Origin of the sequence: Actinoplanes utahensis (assembly GCF_016862455.1) — a bacterium.
Classification (GTDB): domain Bacteria; phylum Actinomycetota; class Actinomycetes; order Mycobacteriales; family Micromonosporaceae; genus Actinoplanes; species Actinoplanes utahensis.
The window spans coordinates 23,295-36,784 of record NZ_BOMZ01000042.1 but is presented as its reverse complement, the minus strand read 5'-3'; the positions used below and the strand labels follow the sequence as shown (position 1 = coordinate 36,784).

10 protein-coding genes are annotated in these 13,490 nt (G+C 72.5%); 5 read left to right on the top strand and 5 right to left on the bottom strand.

The window, feature by feature from the left end; genetic code table 11:
• The first annotated feature begins 59 nt into the window (after positions 1–59).
• Positions 60–1,091 (top strand): glycosyltransferase family 2 protein, encoded by a 1,032-nt coding sequence (locus Aut01nite_RS15450; RefSeq protein WP_043531905.1) that lies wholly within the window; start codon positions 60–62, stop codon positions 1,089–1,091.
• 158 nt (positions 1,092–1,249) lie between these two features.
• Positions 1,250–2,551, top strand: a complete 1,302-nt coding sequence (locus Aut01nite_RS15445; RefSeq protein ID WP_043531903.1) for a lipase family protein — start codon at positions 1,250–1,252, stop codon at positions 2,549–2,551.
• Between the two features lie 111 nt (positions 2,552–2,662).
• Here the strand turns inward: Aut01nite_RS15445 and Aut01nite_RS15440 are convergent, their stop codons facing one another.
• From Aut01nite_RS15440 to Aut01nite_RS15430, 3 genes are read right to left on the bottom strand one after another with little or no spacing between them, the layout of a single operon-like run.
• Positions 2,663–3,772 carry a biotin/lipoyl-containing protein gene (locus tag Aut01nite_RS15440; protein WP_043531901.1) on the bottom strand — a complete coding sequence of 370 codons (1,110 nt, stop codon included), beginning with the start codon at positions 3,770–3,772 and terminating at the stop codon, positions 2,663–2,665.
• A gap of 9 nt (positions 3,773–3,781) precedes the next feature.
• Positions 3,782–4,792 carry an alpha-ketoacid dehydrogenase subunit beta gene (locus tag Aut01nite_RS15435; RefSeq protein ID WP_043531899.1) on the bottom strand — a complete coding sequence of 337 codons (1,011 nt, stop codon included), beginning with the start codon at positions 4,790–4,792 and terminating at the stop codon, positions 3,782–3,784.
• On the bottom strand, positions 4,789–5,727 hold the full coding sequence (locus tag Aut01nite_RS15430; protein ID WP_043531897.1) for a thiamine pyrophosphate-dependent dehydrogenase E1 component subunit alpha: 939 nt from the start codon (positions 5,725–5,727) through the stop codon (positions 4,789–4,791). Before Aut01nite_RS15430 ends, Aut01nite_RS15435 begins: the two co-directional genes overlap by 4 nt.
• Before the next feature lie 230 nt (positions 5,728–5,957).
• Between Aut01nite_RS15430 and Aut01nite_RS15425 the strand changes: the two genes are divergently transcribed.
• Both Aut01nite_RS15425 and Aut01nite_RS15420 read left to right on the top strand, forming a co-directional pair.
• The gene (locus tag Aut01nite_RS15425) at positions 5,958–7,067 is read left to right on the top strand and encodes a DegT/DnrJ/EryC1/StrS family aminotransferase (protein WP_043531894.1); all 1,110 of its coding nucleotides are present in this window, start codon (positions 5,958–5,960) and stop codon (positions 7,065–7,067) included.
• Positions 7,068–7,075: 8 nt separating this feature from the next.
• Positions 7,076–8,290 (top strand): MFS transporter, encoded by a 1,215-nt coding sequence (locus Aut01nite_RS15420; RefSeq protein ID WP_052164463.1) that lies wholly within the window; start codon positions 7,076–7,078, stop codon positions 8,288–8,290.
• An 892-nt stretch (positions 8,291–9,182) separates the two neighbouring features.
• Here Aut01nite_RS15420 and Aut01nite_RS15415 read toward each other — a convergent pair.
• On the bottom strand, positions 9,183–10,418 hold the full coding sequence (locus Aut01nite_RS15415) for an acyltransferase family protein (protein ID WP_043531889.1): 1,236 nt from the start codon (positions 10,416–10,418) through the stop codon (positions 9,183–9,185).
• A 165-nt stretch (positions 10,419–10,583) separates the two neighbouring features.
• Here Aut01nite_RS15415 and Aut01nite_RS15410 point away from each other — a divergent pair, with 165 nt between their 5' ends.
• On the top strand, positions 10,584–12,314 hold the full coding sequence (locus tag Aut01nite_RS15410; RefSeq protein WP_043531887.1) for a class II glutamine amidotransferase domain-containing protein: 1,731 nt from the start codon (positions 10,584–10,586) through the stop codon (positions 12,312–12,314).
• 67 nt (positions 12,315–12,381) lie between these two features.
• Here the strand turns inward: Aut01nite_RS15410 and Aut01nite_RS15405 are convergent, their stop codons facing one another.
• On the bottom strand, positions 12,382–13,488 hold the full coding sequence (locus Aut01nite_RS15405; RefSeq protein ID WP_043532131.1) for a DegT/DnrJ/EryC1/StrS family aminotransferase: 1,107 nt from the start codon (positions 13,486–13,488) through the stop codon (positions 12,382–12,384).
• Positions 13,489–13,490: the final 2 nt, after the last annotated feature.

Genomic DNA, 13,490 nt, shown 5'->3' with positions numbered 1-13,490 from the left:
ATCGACGGGCCCGGCGCCACCGGCGCCGGGTCCGCCATTTCCTACCTGGGGAGAACAAGGTGAGTTCGGTCAGCGTCGTGATCCCGTGCTACAAGTACGGCGATTACCTGCGCGCGTGCGTGGACAGCGTGCTCGACAACCCGGGCGTCGATGTCCGGGTGCTGATCATCGATGACGCGTCGCCGGACGACTCGGCGGACAAGGCGCGGGCCATCGCCGAGGCCGACCCACGCGTCGAGGTCCTGGTGCACGCCGAGAACAAGCGGCACATCGCCACGTACAACGAAGGTCTCCTGGAATGGGCCGACGGTGACTACACCGTGCTGCTCTCCGCCGACGACCTGCTGACCCCGGGCGCGCTGACCCGGGCGGTGGCGCTGCTCGACGCCAACCCGAACGTCGGCTTCGCCTACGGCCACCCGGTGCACTTCCAGCACCCCGGCCCGCCGCCGCCGGCCAGGGACAGCGGCCGGAGCACCGTCTACAACGGCCACTGGTGGCTGGAGCGGCGGTTCCGGGAGGGCACCGGCTGCATCACCTCGCCCGAGGTGGTGGTGCGGACCAAACTGCAACAGCAGGTCGGCGGGTACGACCCGAACCTCCCGCACGCCGCCGACATCGAGATGTGGATGCGGCTCGCCTCGCACGCCGACGTCGGCTACGTGCGGGCCGACCAGGCGTACTACCGGCTGCACGCGAAGAACATGCACGCCGACGCGGGGGCGATCGACGACCTGCGGGAACGGAAGATCGCGTACGAGTCGGTGCTGACCAAGTGCCGGCACCTGCTGCCCGACGCGGACCGCCTGGACGCGATGGTGCACCAGCGGCTGGCCCGGTTCGCGCTGCGCCGGGCGTTCCGCGCCTACGACCGCGGCAAGACGGCGATCGTGCCGGTCGACGAGCTGGAGGCGTTCGCGGCGGAGGTCTGGCCGGACTACCGGAGGCTGACGGAGTACCGGGCGCTGTCGGTGCGCCGGAGGGTCGGCGCGCGGACCATGCCGTACCTCCAGCCTCTGGTCCTGTCGGCCGTCGCGGCCAAGGGCCGTGAGTGGCTCTGGTGGCAGTCCTGGCGCCGCCGCGGCATCTGATCGCGGTCGTGATCCGGCTGGCCCTCAGTGCTGCCTCGGCACCGCTGACACAGCACTGAGGGCCAGCCGGAGAAGTAGTGAGAACTCCGGCCTCTGGAATGTCTCGGTTCGCTTCGTTACCTTCCGGTGACTCTGAGCTGAGCCTACGGAGGCTGGACATGCCGCTTCGTACCCGTATCCCTGCCGTGCTGCTCGCCGCCGCCCTCGCGGGCGTCACCCTCGGCCCGCAGCCCGCACAGGCCGCCACGTCCCGTGGCGTCACCATCCCCGCCTTCTACACGCCGCCCGCCGCCCTCCCGGACGCGAACGGCACGCTGATCCGCACCGAACGCCTCCCGCTGGCGCTGTCCCTGCCGGGCATCACCGGCACCCTGCCGGCCACCGCCACCCGGATCATGTACAAGTCCACCGACTCCAACGGCGGCCCCGTCGCGGTGACCGGCGCCTACCTCGAACCGGCCGCCCGCTGGTGGGGGCCGGGACCACGGCCGCTGGTCGTGCTCGCGCCCGGCACCATGGGCCAGGGCGACCAGTGCTCCACCTCCCTCGCCCTGCAGCGCGGCCTGATCGTCGGCCTGGAGAAGAACCAGACCACGGTGTCGATCGGCTACGAGGTCCTGGCCATCTACCGGCTGCTGGCCCGCGGCATCGCCGTCGTCCAGACCGACTACCCGGGGCTCGGCACCACCGACCGGCTGCACACCTACGTCAACCGGGTCGACGGGGGCCACGCCGTCCTGGACGCGGCCCGGGCGGCTCTCGCTCTGCCGAAGAAGTCGATCACCGCGTCGTCGGCCGTCGGCTTCTACGGTTACAGCCAGGGTGGTGGCGCGGTCGCGGCGGCCGCCGAACTGCAGCCGTCCTACGCGCCGGACGTCCGGCTGACCGCGACCTACGCCGGGGCCCCGCCCGCCGACCTGACCGAGGTGATGGCCGCCATCGACGGCAGTGAACTGGTCGGCGCGCTCGGCTGGTCGGTCAACGGGTTCTTCCAATCCGACCCGGAGCTGCGGCCGCTGGCCGAACGCTATCTCAGCGCCGCCGGCAAGGCCGCCCTCGCCGACCTGTCCACGGCGTGCGTCGGCGACGCGATCTTCGGGTACGCGAACAAGCGCAGCACCGGCTGGACCACCAGCGGACAGCCCCTGGCGAGCCTCGTCGAGGCCGAGCCGCGCTTCCGGGCGTTCCTCGACGCGCAGACCATCGGCACGCGGAAGCCGGCGGGCGTGGTCCGCGTCGCCACCGGCGTCAACGACGATCTGGTGCCGCACGCCCAGGCTCGCGCCCTCGCCACGGACTGGTGCGGCCTCGGCGGCCACGTGGTCTACGCCCCGGTGAGCCTGCCGAAGACCGGCAGCCCGCTGCTCAACCACTTCGGCCCGCTGCTGTCCGACCAGGGCGCCGCCGTCGACTGGCTGCGCGACCGCCTGGCCGGCCGCCCCGCCTCCGCCGACTGCTGACACCGCGGCACCCGCTGGCCGGTCGGTCCGCCGCCGCCGACTGCTGAAACCGGGCTGGGCGTCAGTGCTGTCTCAGCGTCGCCGAGACAGCACTGACGACCAGCCGGATCTCTAACGGCGCAGCGGCACGACCGTGGTCGTCACGATCTTCGTCTTGACGACGTGTTCGGCCGGGACCGAGCTGACGATCACGGCGCCGGACGCCACCGCCACGTCGTCGCCGATCACCACGTCCGGCTCGATCACGATGCCGGTGCCGAACCGGGTCCGGCTGCCGATGGTGACCTTGCCGGAGGTGTAGACGGACGGGCCGGTGGCGTTGTCGTCGCCGATCACGCTGTGGTGGTCGAACGAGTTGTACGCCGAGAAGAAGTTGTTGTCACCGACCTTCACCCCGGTCGCCACGTGGCAGAACGCGCAGATGATGTTGCCCTGCCCGAGCGTCACGTCGGTGGCGATCTTCGCGGTCGGGTCGATCGCGTTGGCCAGCGGGACGCCCGCCTCGGCGCAGGCCGCCCGGAACCTCGCGCGGACGGCGGGCGACTTCCCGATCGCGATGATCGCCGCGTCGAAGGCGCCCGCCGCGAACAGTTCGGTGAGCCGGCCGGTGCCGCCGACCACCGGAACGCCGTGCACGTCGGCGCCCCAGCGGGACGTGTCGTCGTCGACGATCGCCACCGCCTGCTGGGTGATGCTGCCGGCCAGGATGTCGAGCACCTGGGTCGCGCCGAGCGCCGCCCCGATGATCAGGATCCGCTGTCGGCCGGGCGCGCCGGCCAGCGGTTCGGGCAGATCGTCCGGTATCTCCGCGACGGGCTGAACGGATTCGACGTCCTTGACCGTGATCAACCGGTCCAGCCTCAGCGTGGCCAGGTCGACCCCCAGTTCCTTGGCCCGCTGCACGGCCTTGACCGTGGCGCGCGGACCCCCGGCCGGAGCGGCGGCCGCTTTCGCCTGCTCGGCGGCTAGATGGGCGTCGCGGGCCGCGATGTCGTCGAAGAGGAACGCGATCGGCTCCTTCAACGGCACCTCGGCGCCCTTGGCCGCCGTGTGCAGCAGCACCCCGGCGGCCGGGGCGACCACCTCGAGGACCGCCTTGCTCGTCTCCACCTCGGCGAGGAGCTCATCCTTCTCCACCTCGGCGCCGTCGTCGGCGAACCACATCACCAGGATGCCGTGCTCGCTGTTGACGTCGTTGGTGGGCACCAGGACGGGATTCAACGGGTCTCCTCAGTTGGCGGCGGCGCGGATGGCCGCCTCGATGCGGGCACTGCCGACCAGAACCGCGGCCTCCTTCGTCTTCGACGACGGGATGACCGTGGCATCGCTCGCCACGACGTCGACCGGCCGGTCCAGTCGCCCGAACAGCCGCCGGGAGATCACCGACGCGGCCTCGGCGCCCCACGACCAGCCGTCGGCGCCCTCCTCGACGGTGACGAGCCGGCCGGTGACGGCGACCGAGCGCTCGACCGGCGCCCAGTCCATCGGGGCGATCTGGGCCGGGACGATCAGCTCGGCGAAGATCTCCTCCTCGATGGCGAGGCGCTCGATCACCTGCGCGGCCAGGTGGGCCTGGTAGCCGTACGCCAGAACGCTCACCGAACAGTCCTCGGCGGGCACCGCGGAGAGCCGGATCGTCGGCAGCGCGCCGGGCGAGGCGTCGCTGCCGGCGATCAGGTCGCCGACCCGGCCGTTCACCGGCGACGTCAGGTGCTGCGGGTAGAGCAGCTTGTGCTCGACGTACAGCACCGGCTCGTCGCGGCCGAGGAAGTCGGCGAAGACCGTGCGCGGGTCGTGGTAGAGCGACGCCGCGACGACCCGCAGGTGCGGGACGCCGAGGAAGTGCTTCTCCAGGCTCTGGCTGTGCGTCGGGCCGTAACCGCGGTGCCCGCCGGTCGCCGCGCGGATCACCACCGGGCAGGTCGCCTGCCCGGCGTACATCGCCTGGTATTTGGCCATGTGGTTGACGACCTGGTCGAACATCAGCGTCAGGAAGTCGCCGAACATCACCTCGGCGATCGGGCGGTAACCGGCCAGCGCCAGCCCCGCCGAGATCCCGGCGATCGCGCCCTCGCTGATCGGCGTGGTCCGCACCCGCTGCGGGAACGCCGTGGACAGGCCGCGGGTGACCTTGAAGGCGCCGCCGTACGGATCGGCGATGTCCTCACCCAGCAGCACCACCCGCCGGTCGCCGGTGAGGGCGCCGCGCAGCGTGTCGTTGAGCTCCTTCGCGAAGATCACGGCAGGGCCCTCGCCGTCGCCACGACCTCGGCCAGCGCGGCCTCCACCTCGTCGTCGATCCGGGACCGGTCCGCGCCGTCGAGCCGCCGCCCGTGCACCACGAGCGGCTCCACCAGCCAGTGCGCGTCGATCTCGTCCTGCGGCCGCTCGTCGTCGCTCTTGGAGTGGTGACACAGCCGATAGGTGTGGATCAGCAGCACCCGCGGGCCGTCCCCGGCCCGCACCGCCGCCACCTCCTCGCCGGCGACCGTGCTCAGCTCCTCCACATCGGTGCTGTCGATCTCCCGGACCGGCACCCCGAAGGCGGCGAACCGGGCGGCCATGTCGCCGGCCAGGTTCGCCGCGACCGGCGTGCTCTGCGCCCACCGGTTGTCCTCGCAGACGACCAGCAGCGGCAGTCTCCACAGGGCCGCCATGTTCAGCGTCTCGTAGACCACGCCCTCGCCGAGCGTCCCGTCGCCGATGAACACCACGCTCACCGCGCCGTCGCCGTCGAGCTGGTTGGCCAGGGCGATGCCGGCCGCGTTCGGCACGATGCCGCCCTGCACGCCGTTGGACTTGAAGCCGGGCGCGCAGATGTGCTGGCTGCCGCCCATGCCGCGGCAGACGCCGGCCTCCTTGCCCATGATCTCGGCCATCAGGCCCAGCGCGTCGCCGGAGTGCGCGAGGTAGTGGCCGTGGCAGCGGTGGTTGCTGAAGATGTGGTCGCCGTCGGCGAGGTGCTCGGTCACCGCCACCGCGTCGGCCTCCTGCCCGATGCAGGCGTGTGTGGTGCCGTTGAGTGCGCCCTCCTCGAACAGCTGGAGCAGCGTCTCCTCGAAGCGCCGGATGAACCGCATGCGCCGGTACCGCCGGTGGGCGAGCGGTTCGCCGGGGACCCCGGTGAGCCTCTCGTCGGTCCCGGCCGGCGCGGGCGCGAGCGCCGTCGAACTCACAATTGGCCTCCCCCTGAGCCCAGATCCCATCGCGCCCGACCCTACCGACGCGGGGCGAGTCCGATGGAGACACCTTCAGTCACCGTGGACGCGCCGGGGATCGATGAATACGAGCCGAACGGACGGTCCGCCCCACCCTTCGGAGGGCTACGCCCAGCATCGTGCTGACTACAGTAGACGAGGCTTCGGCCCGTTCGAGGGCGTCCGGATTTCGGGGGAGACCACACAAGATGATTCCGCTCGTCGATCTTCAAGCTGCCCACGCCGAGGTCGCCGAGGAGGTGGACGCCGGCTTCAAGCGGGTGCTGTCCACCACCGGTTTCGTCGGCGGCCCCGAGGTGGCGGCGTTCGAGCGCGAGTTCGCCGACTTCTCCGGCGCGCCGCACTGCGTCGGCGTGGCGAACGGCACCGACGCCGTCGAGCTGGCGCTGCGGGCCGCCGGGGTGAAGGTGGGCGACGAGGTGGTCGTCCCGGCCAACACGTTCGTCGGCACCGCCGAGCCGGTCGCCCGGATCGGCGCCCGGGTGGTGCTCGCCGACATCGACCCGGCGACCTATCTGGTCGACGTGCCGAAGATGCTCGCCGCGGTCGGCCCGAAGACCACCGCTGTGGTCCCGGTGCACCTCTACGGCCAGCTCGCCGCCGCCGACGAGTTGCGGGCCGCGCTGGCCGGCAGCGGCGTCGCGGTGGTCGAGGACGCCGCGCAGAGCCAGGGGGCGCTGCGGCACGGCCGGGCCGCGGGCGCCGACGGGATCGCGGCGACGAGCTTCTACCCCGGCAAGAACCTGGGGGCGTACGGGGACGCCGGCGCCGTCCTCACCCCGGACGAGGATCAGGCCACCGTCGTGCGGACCCTGGGCAGCCACGGCGGCCTGCGCAAGTACGTGCACGACCTGGTCGGCGTGAACAGCCGCCTGGACGCCCTCCAGGCCGTGGTGCTGCGCGCCAAGCTGGCCCGCCTCGCCGTGTGGAACGACGCCCGCCGCGCGGCCGCCGCCCGCTACCACGAGCTCCTCGACGGCCTGGACGTGGTCCGCCCGGCCACGCTGGACGGCAACGAGCACGTCTGGCACCTGTACGTGGTCCGGATCCCCGGCGGCCCGGAGCGCCGCGACGCCGTGCTGGCCGGGCTGCACGCCGCCGGGGTCGGCGCGGCCATCCACTACCCGTACCCGCTGCACCTGACGCCCGCGTTCGCCGACGAGCGGTACCCGGCCGGCAGCTTCCCGCTCGCCGAGCAGGCGGCCGGCGAGATCCTCTCCCTGCCGCTGTACCCGCAGATCACCGCGGACCAGCAGGAGACGGTCGTGCGCGCGCTGGCAGCGGCACTGGAGGACTGAGCACCACCGTGTACATCTCGATCCGCGACCGGCCCGCCGGCCCTCGTGACCGGCGGACCCGGGTGGCGGGAACGGTCTTCCTGCTCGGCGTGGTCAGCCTGCTCACCGACGTGTCGTCGGAGATGGTGGCCGCGGTCCTGCCGCTCTACCTGACCGCCGAACTCGGGCTCAGCCTCATCGCGTACGGCGTCGTCGACGGCCTGTACCAGGGTGTCAGCGCCCTGGTCCGGATCTTCGGCGGCTATCTGAACGACCGGTCGAACCGGCCCAAGTGGATCGCCGCCGCCGGGTACGGCGTGTCCGCGCTCAGCCGGATCGCGCTGATCCCGGCGCACGGTTTCGCGGCCGTCACCGCGGTGGTGACCGCCGACCGGCTCGGCAAGGGTTTCCGGACCGCGCCCCGCGACGCGCTGATCGCCGACGTCTCCGACCCGGCGGCGCTGGGCCGGGCGTTCGGCGTGCACCGCACCCTGGACACCATCGGCGCCGCGCTCGGCCCGCTCGCCGCGTTCGCGCTGCTGCTGGCCGTGCCCGGCGGCTACACCTCGGTGTTCGTGGCCTCGTTCGCGTTCGGCGTCCTCGGTGTCGCGGTGCTGGTGCTGTTCGTGCCGGACCGGCGCACCGGCGGCGGGGGCGCGGGCCTGCCGCTGCGCCGGCTGTTCACCGAGCTGGCCGGCCCGCGGCTGCGCCGGCCGCTGATCGCCGTCGGGGTGCTCGGCCTGCTGACCGTCGGCGACGGCTTCCTCTACCTGTCGCTGCAGCACCGCGACGACTTCGCGGCCCGCTGGTTCCCGCTGATGTACGTCGGGACCAACCTCGTCTACCTGCTGCTGGCCGTGCCGGTGGGGCGCCTCGCCGACCGGGTGGGCCGGGCGCGGGTGTTCCTCGGCGGCCATGTCGCGCTGCTGGCCGTCTACCTGGTCGCCGCCGCCCCGAGCGGCGGGCTGTGGCTGACCCTGCTGGCGCTGGGACTGCTGGGGGCGTACTACGCGGCCACCGACGGGGTGCTGCCGGCGCTGATCAGCCCGCGGGTGCCGGCCGAGGCGCGGGGCAGCGGGATCGCCGCCGCGCAGACCGTGGTGGTGCTGGCCCGGTTCGCGATGGCGCTGGCGTTCGCCGTGCTGTGGCAGTTCCTGGGTCCGTCCGCGGCGCTGTGCCTGGCGGCCGGGCTGCTGACGGTGGGTATGGTGGCGGCCTGGCGGCTGCTGAAAGGCATCGAGTGAGTCTGCGCAACCGGCTGGCGATCTTCGCGGCCGTGCTGGTCCTGGCGGTGACGGGCACTGTCGCGTTCGTCGTGCACACCCGCCGTCAGCAGGATCAGCTGGTGGCGGCCGCGCCGCCGGTGCCGGTCACCGACCTGGCCGCGGTGTCCCGGCGGCCGCGGATCGTCTTCCGCAGCACCGCGATCGGCGACGACTACGGGCGGGTGGCCGTGGTGCCGCTCGCCGACCCGGGCGGCGCGCGGGCGTTCACCCGCGCCCGCTGCGACCGGGTGTACTCCCGCGACGGCGCGGCGGTCTGCCTGTACGCGAAGCCCGGTTTCGTCACCACGTACCGCGCCGAGGTGCTGAACGCCGACTGGACGGTGACCCGGGACCTGCCGCTGTCCGGCGTGCCGAGCCGCACCCGGCTGTCCCCGGACGGCGCCTGGGCGGCCACCACCACCTTCGTGGCCGGGCACGACTACACCTCGCCGGGCGAGTTCTCCACCGAGACCCTGGTGACGCCGCTGGCGGGCGGCGTGAGCCTGAACCTGGAGAGCGACTTCACTCTGCTCGTCGACGGGAGGCGCAACGGCAGCCAGGACCGCAACATGTGGGGCGTGACGTTCACCGGCGCCGACGGCCGCTTCTACGCCACCGCCGCGTCCGGGGCGAAGACCTGGCTGGTCGAGGGCAGCATCAGGGACCGGAAGCTGGTGGCGCTGCGGGAGGACGCCGAGTGCCCGGCACTGTCGCCGGACGGCACCCGGGTCGCCATCAAGACCCGCAACGGGCAGGCGGAGGGCCAGTGGCTGATCGCCGTGTACGACCTGGCCACCGGCCGGACCACCCGGCTCGCCGAGAAGCGCAGCGTCGACGACCAGATCGAATGGCTCGACGACACGAACGTCCTCTACGGATTGCCGCGTTCCGGTGTCGGGCCGTCGGCCAGTGACGTGTGGACGGTCCCGGCGGACGGCAGCGGCTCGCCGCGACTGTTCATCCCGGACGCCTGGTCGCCAGCCGTGATCCGCTGACCGCGGGGCGACCAGTTCTTCCAGGCCATCGCGGGCCGTTCGATCAGGTGCCAGGACGGGATCGCGAGGGCGAAGGTGCCCGCGGTGGCGAGCAGGACATAGACCACCAGGCCCAGCTTCGGTACGCCGAGAAGCGCCAGCAACTGCTGTACCGGAAAAGCGTAGATATAGAAACCGTACGAGTAGTCGGAATGACGGCCGATCCGGCGGAACGGGGCCGGCAGCCGAACCGCCAGCCACAGCACCAGATAGGCGAACGCGGGATAGCCGAGAACGGCGAAAGCACCGAATTGCAGCGTCCCGGCCACGGTCAGCACGGCGACCATCGCACCGAAGTCGTTCAGCACGATCCGGCGCCGGTACAACTCGAAGAGCGCGCCGAGAAGGAAGATGTAGGTCAGGTAGATCAGCGAGTACGCGTCCAGCGCCGCGATGCCGAGGAACGGCTCGTGCGCGCCCTGCGGGCCGGGGATCCGCGGCGCCCGCACGAGGTCCCGGACGATCAGGGCCAGCCCACCGGCCGCCAGCAGTACGACCACCCAGCGGGCCCGGCGCAGCACCCCGAGCAGCGCCAGCCCGGCGACCATCAGGTAACAGAGGAACTCGTAGAACAGGCTCCACAGCGATCCGTTGACGACCGACGTGCCGGTGCGCTCCCCGTACGGCGTGTCCAGGAACAGCTCGCCGATCCCGTACTGCCGGATCTTGACCAGCGCGTTGTTCAGCACGTAGCTGACCTGCCCGGACAGCCCTCCGCCCTCGATCAGCGCCACCACCGGCGCGATCACGAACGCCGTCACCAGCAGGCACACCCAGAAACCGGGCAGGATCCGCAGCGCGCGGTGCCACAGGTAGCGGGGCAGCGGCAGCCGCCCGCCGCTGCGGGTGATCAGGAAGCCGGAGATCGTGAAGAAGCCCAGGATGCCGATCTCACCCAGGCCGGTCTGACCGTGGCTCAACCCGACGCCGGGGTCGTCACGCCCGTAACCGATCGGCAGCGAATGCGAGACGAGGACGGCGAAGGCGAACAGCAGGCGAAGGAAACCGAAACTGTTGTCCGGGGTGGAGAACGCCGTGTCGACGGTTCGCCGCGACCAGATCCGAGCCAGCATGACACGTAGTCAACCACGGCACGGAATCGCGTTTCCACAGCCTCTTTCCGCAGGGTCGGAAGAATGACACGAATAACTCGGTAAATGTCTGTTTCGCCCGTGCCGCCGGCGCTTTCTCCAGGACCGTCGCGGCGACTAGGGTGAGCATATGATTGGAATTCTGCGGTGAGGTCGTTCCTCGCGGTTTCCGGGGCGTCCGCCGTGGCCCCGTCAGCAGCCGTTCTGGCGCACCTCGGCTCACCGGCCGTCTCCCGCACCGGCGCCGGCTGGGTGGCGATGGACGGTCCCGGCGCGGCGGAGGGGGCGTTCACCGTCCGCCTCGGCAGAGCCGCCCGGACGCGGACGGCCGATGTCTCCGACGCCTCGCTCGGCGCGCTGCTGCGCGACGGCGTCAAAGTGGACGGCGGCCGGCTCGCCGCCATCGTCCCGCCGTTCGCCGCCGCCCACCGGGACGCGCCCGGCGCGCCGATCGTGGTGGCCACCGACTGGCTCGGCTTCCAGCAGCTCTTCTGGTGGCAGGGCGACGGTGTCGCCGCCGTCTCCACCAGCGCCCTCGCGCTCGCCGCGCTGGTCGGCGCCCGCCTGGACCGGCAGGCCCTCGCGGTGCAGAGCCTGGTCGGCTGGCAGGTCGGCCTGCGCACCCTCTTCGCCGGCGTCGGCAAGATCCCGGCCGGCAACCTGGCGGTGCTCGAGGACGGCCGGGTCACCCTGCACCGCTATGTGGAGGAGTCCCTGGCCGTCGACGGCCCGCCGCCGTCGGTCGAGGAGGCCGCCGCCGAGCAGGCCGAGATCATGGCCGAATTCCACCGGGCCTATCTGCGTGACCATCCCGACACGGTGCTGCAGCTGACCGGCGGGCAGGACACCCGGGTGCTGCTCGCCGCGATCCCGCCGGACCTGCGCACGGGCCTGGCCGCGCTCACCCTCGACGTGCACGGCGGCACCGACTCCCGGTTCGCCGCCCGCCTCGCCGGCCTGACCGGGATGGACCTGCACATCCACTGGCTCGACGACGGGCCCGCGGTCACCCCGGCCGAGGCGCACCGCCTGGCCCTGTCCGCCGCGCGGCAGCTCGACGGCATGGCCAGCCCGCTCGCGCTCGCCCCGCTGCTGCGCGCCGAGGCCCGGCTCGACCAGGGTCACCGGCTGTCCGGGCTGGGCGGCGAGACGTGCCGCGGCTTCTACTACTTCGGGCAGCCCGGCGGAGCGGTCACCGGACCGCGACTGATCGAGAAACTCGCGACCTGGCGGCTCTACGCCAACGAGGCCGTCCAGACCGCGGCCCTCGCGCCCGACTTCGCGGCGTCCGCGCGGGCCGACTCCCTCGCACTGATCACCGAGTCGTTCGAGGGTTACCCGTCGGAGTGGCTCGCGGCGACCGACCACTTCTACCTCTACCAGCGGATGCAGCGCTGGTCCGGTGCGCACGGGTCGGTGGCGGCGGCCAACCGGCACTTCGTCAACCCGATGTTCGACAGGCGGTTCATCCAGCTCGCGCACGCGGTCCGGCCCGAGGACAAACGCGGCGGGCTGCTCACCGGCCGGCTGATCAGCCTGCTCGACGCCGAACTCGCGGCGGTGCCGCTGGACTCCGGCCTGATCCCGAACCGGCTCGGCAGGCCCGGTCTCGCGGCACGGACGGCGGCGTACCGGGTCACCGCCCGGAAAGCGGCCCGCAAGATCCGGCAGAAGCTCCGCGGCCAGGGCCGCCCGCAGCTCGGCGCCGCCGAGATGGCCGCCCTGGTGGTCGCCCACTGGCGCGCCGAACCGGAGGTGGCCGCCCCGCTGCGCGACACCGGCCTGATCAACCCCACCTGGCTGGACGACGTGCTGGCCGGCCGCACCCAGCCCGAGCCCGCCACCGTCGCCTTCCTGATCAACCTGCTGGCGATCTAGGCGGTACCCCGCGGATGTGCGACGACGGCCGCCGCCCCGGCAGGGCGGCGGCCGTCGGACGTGGTACTCACGCGAGGGTGCGGAGGACTTCGACGATGTGGTTCTGGTCGGCTTCGGTGAGCTTGTGATGCAGCGGCAGGATCAGCGACTCTCGGGTGATCCGCTCGGTCACCGGCAGCGGCGCCGGGGTCACGTCCGCGTACGCCGGTTCCAGGTGGGCCGCCATGATGCCCCGCCGGGCCGACACACCCTGCGCCGCCAGTGACGTCAGCACCTCGTCGCGGCTCGTCCGGAAGCCGTCGAGCAGCACCCAGAACGACTGGTAGTTCGTCGTCCCGTACGCCGGGTCCCGCACCGGCACCAGGCCGTCGATCTCCGCGAGCAGCGCATGGTAGCGGGCGGCCAGGGCACGCCGCTGCGCCACCAGACCGGCCAGCTTGCCGAGCTGCACGAGCCCGACCGCCGCCTGGATGTCGGTCATCCGGTAGTTGAAGGCCGTCTCCAGGTACGCCTCCAGCACCGGCTGCTTCGCCGCGTGCCGGTCGGCGGCCGACACGTTCATGCCGTGCTCGCGAAGCCGCCGCAGCCGGGCCGCGGACTCGGCGTCGTCGACGGTCACCATGCCGCCCTCGCCGGTGGTGAGCAGCTTGCGCGGGTGGAACGACCAGGCCGCCACCCGGGCTCCGGCGCCGGCCGGCTGCCCGTACACCGTCGAACCGGCCGCGCACGCGGCGTCCTCGACCAGCCCGACGTCCCAGCTCTCCGCGGCCTTGCGCAGCCCGGCCGTGTCGAACGGCACGCCGCCCTGATGCACCGCGACGACCGCCCGGGTCCGTTCGGTGCGGACCGCGTCCACCGTCTCCACCGTGACGTTCCCGGTGGTCAGCTCCACGTCGGCGAAGACCGGCGTGGCCCCGACATAGCGGACCGCGTTGGCGGTGGCGATGAACGACAGCGACGGCACGATCACCTCGTCGCCGGGCCCGATGCCGAGCAGCACCAGCGCCAGGTGCAGGCCGGTCGTGCAGGACGACACGGCGACGCCGTGCTCGGCGCCGACGGTGGCCGCGAACTCGGTCTCGAACCGGGCGACGCGCGGCCCCTGGGCGACCCAGCCGGACCGGATCGCCTCGGCCGCGGCCTGCGCCTCCTCTTCCCCGAGGTCGGGGATCATCA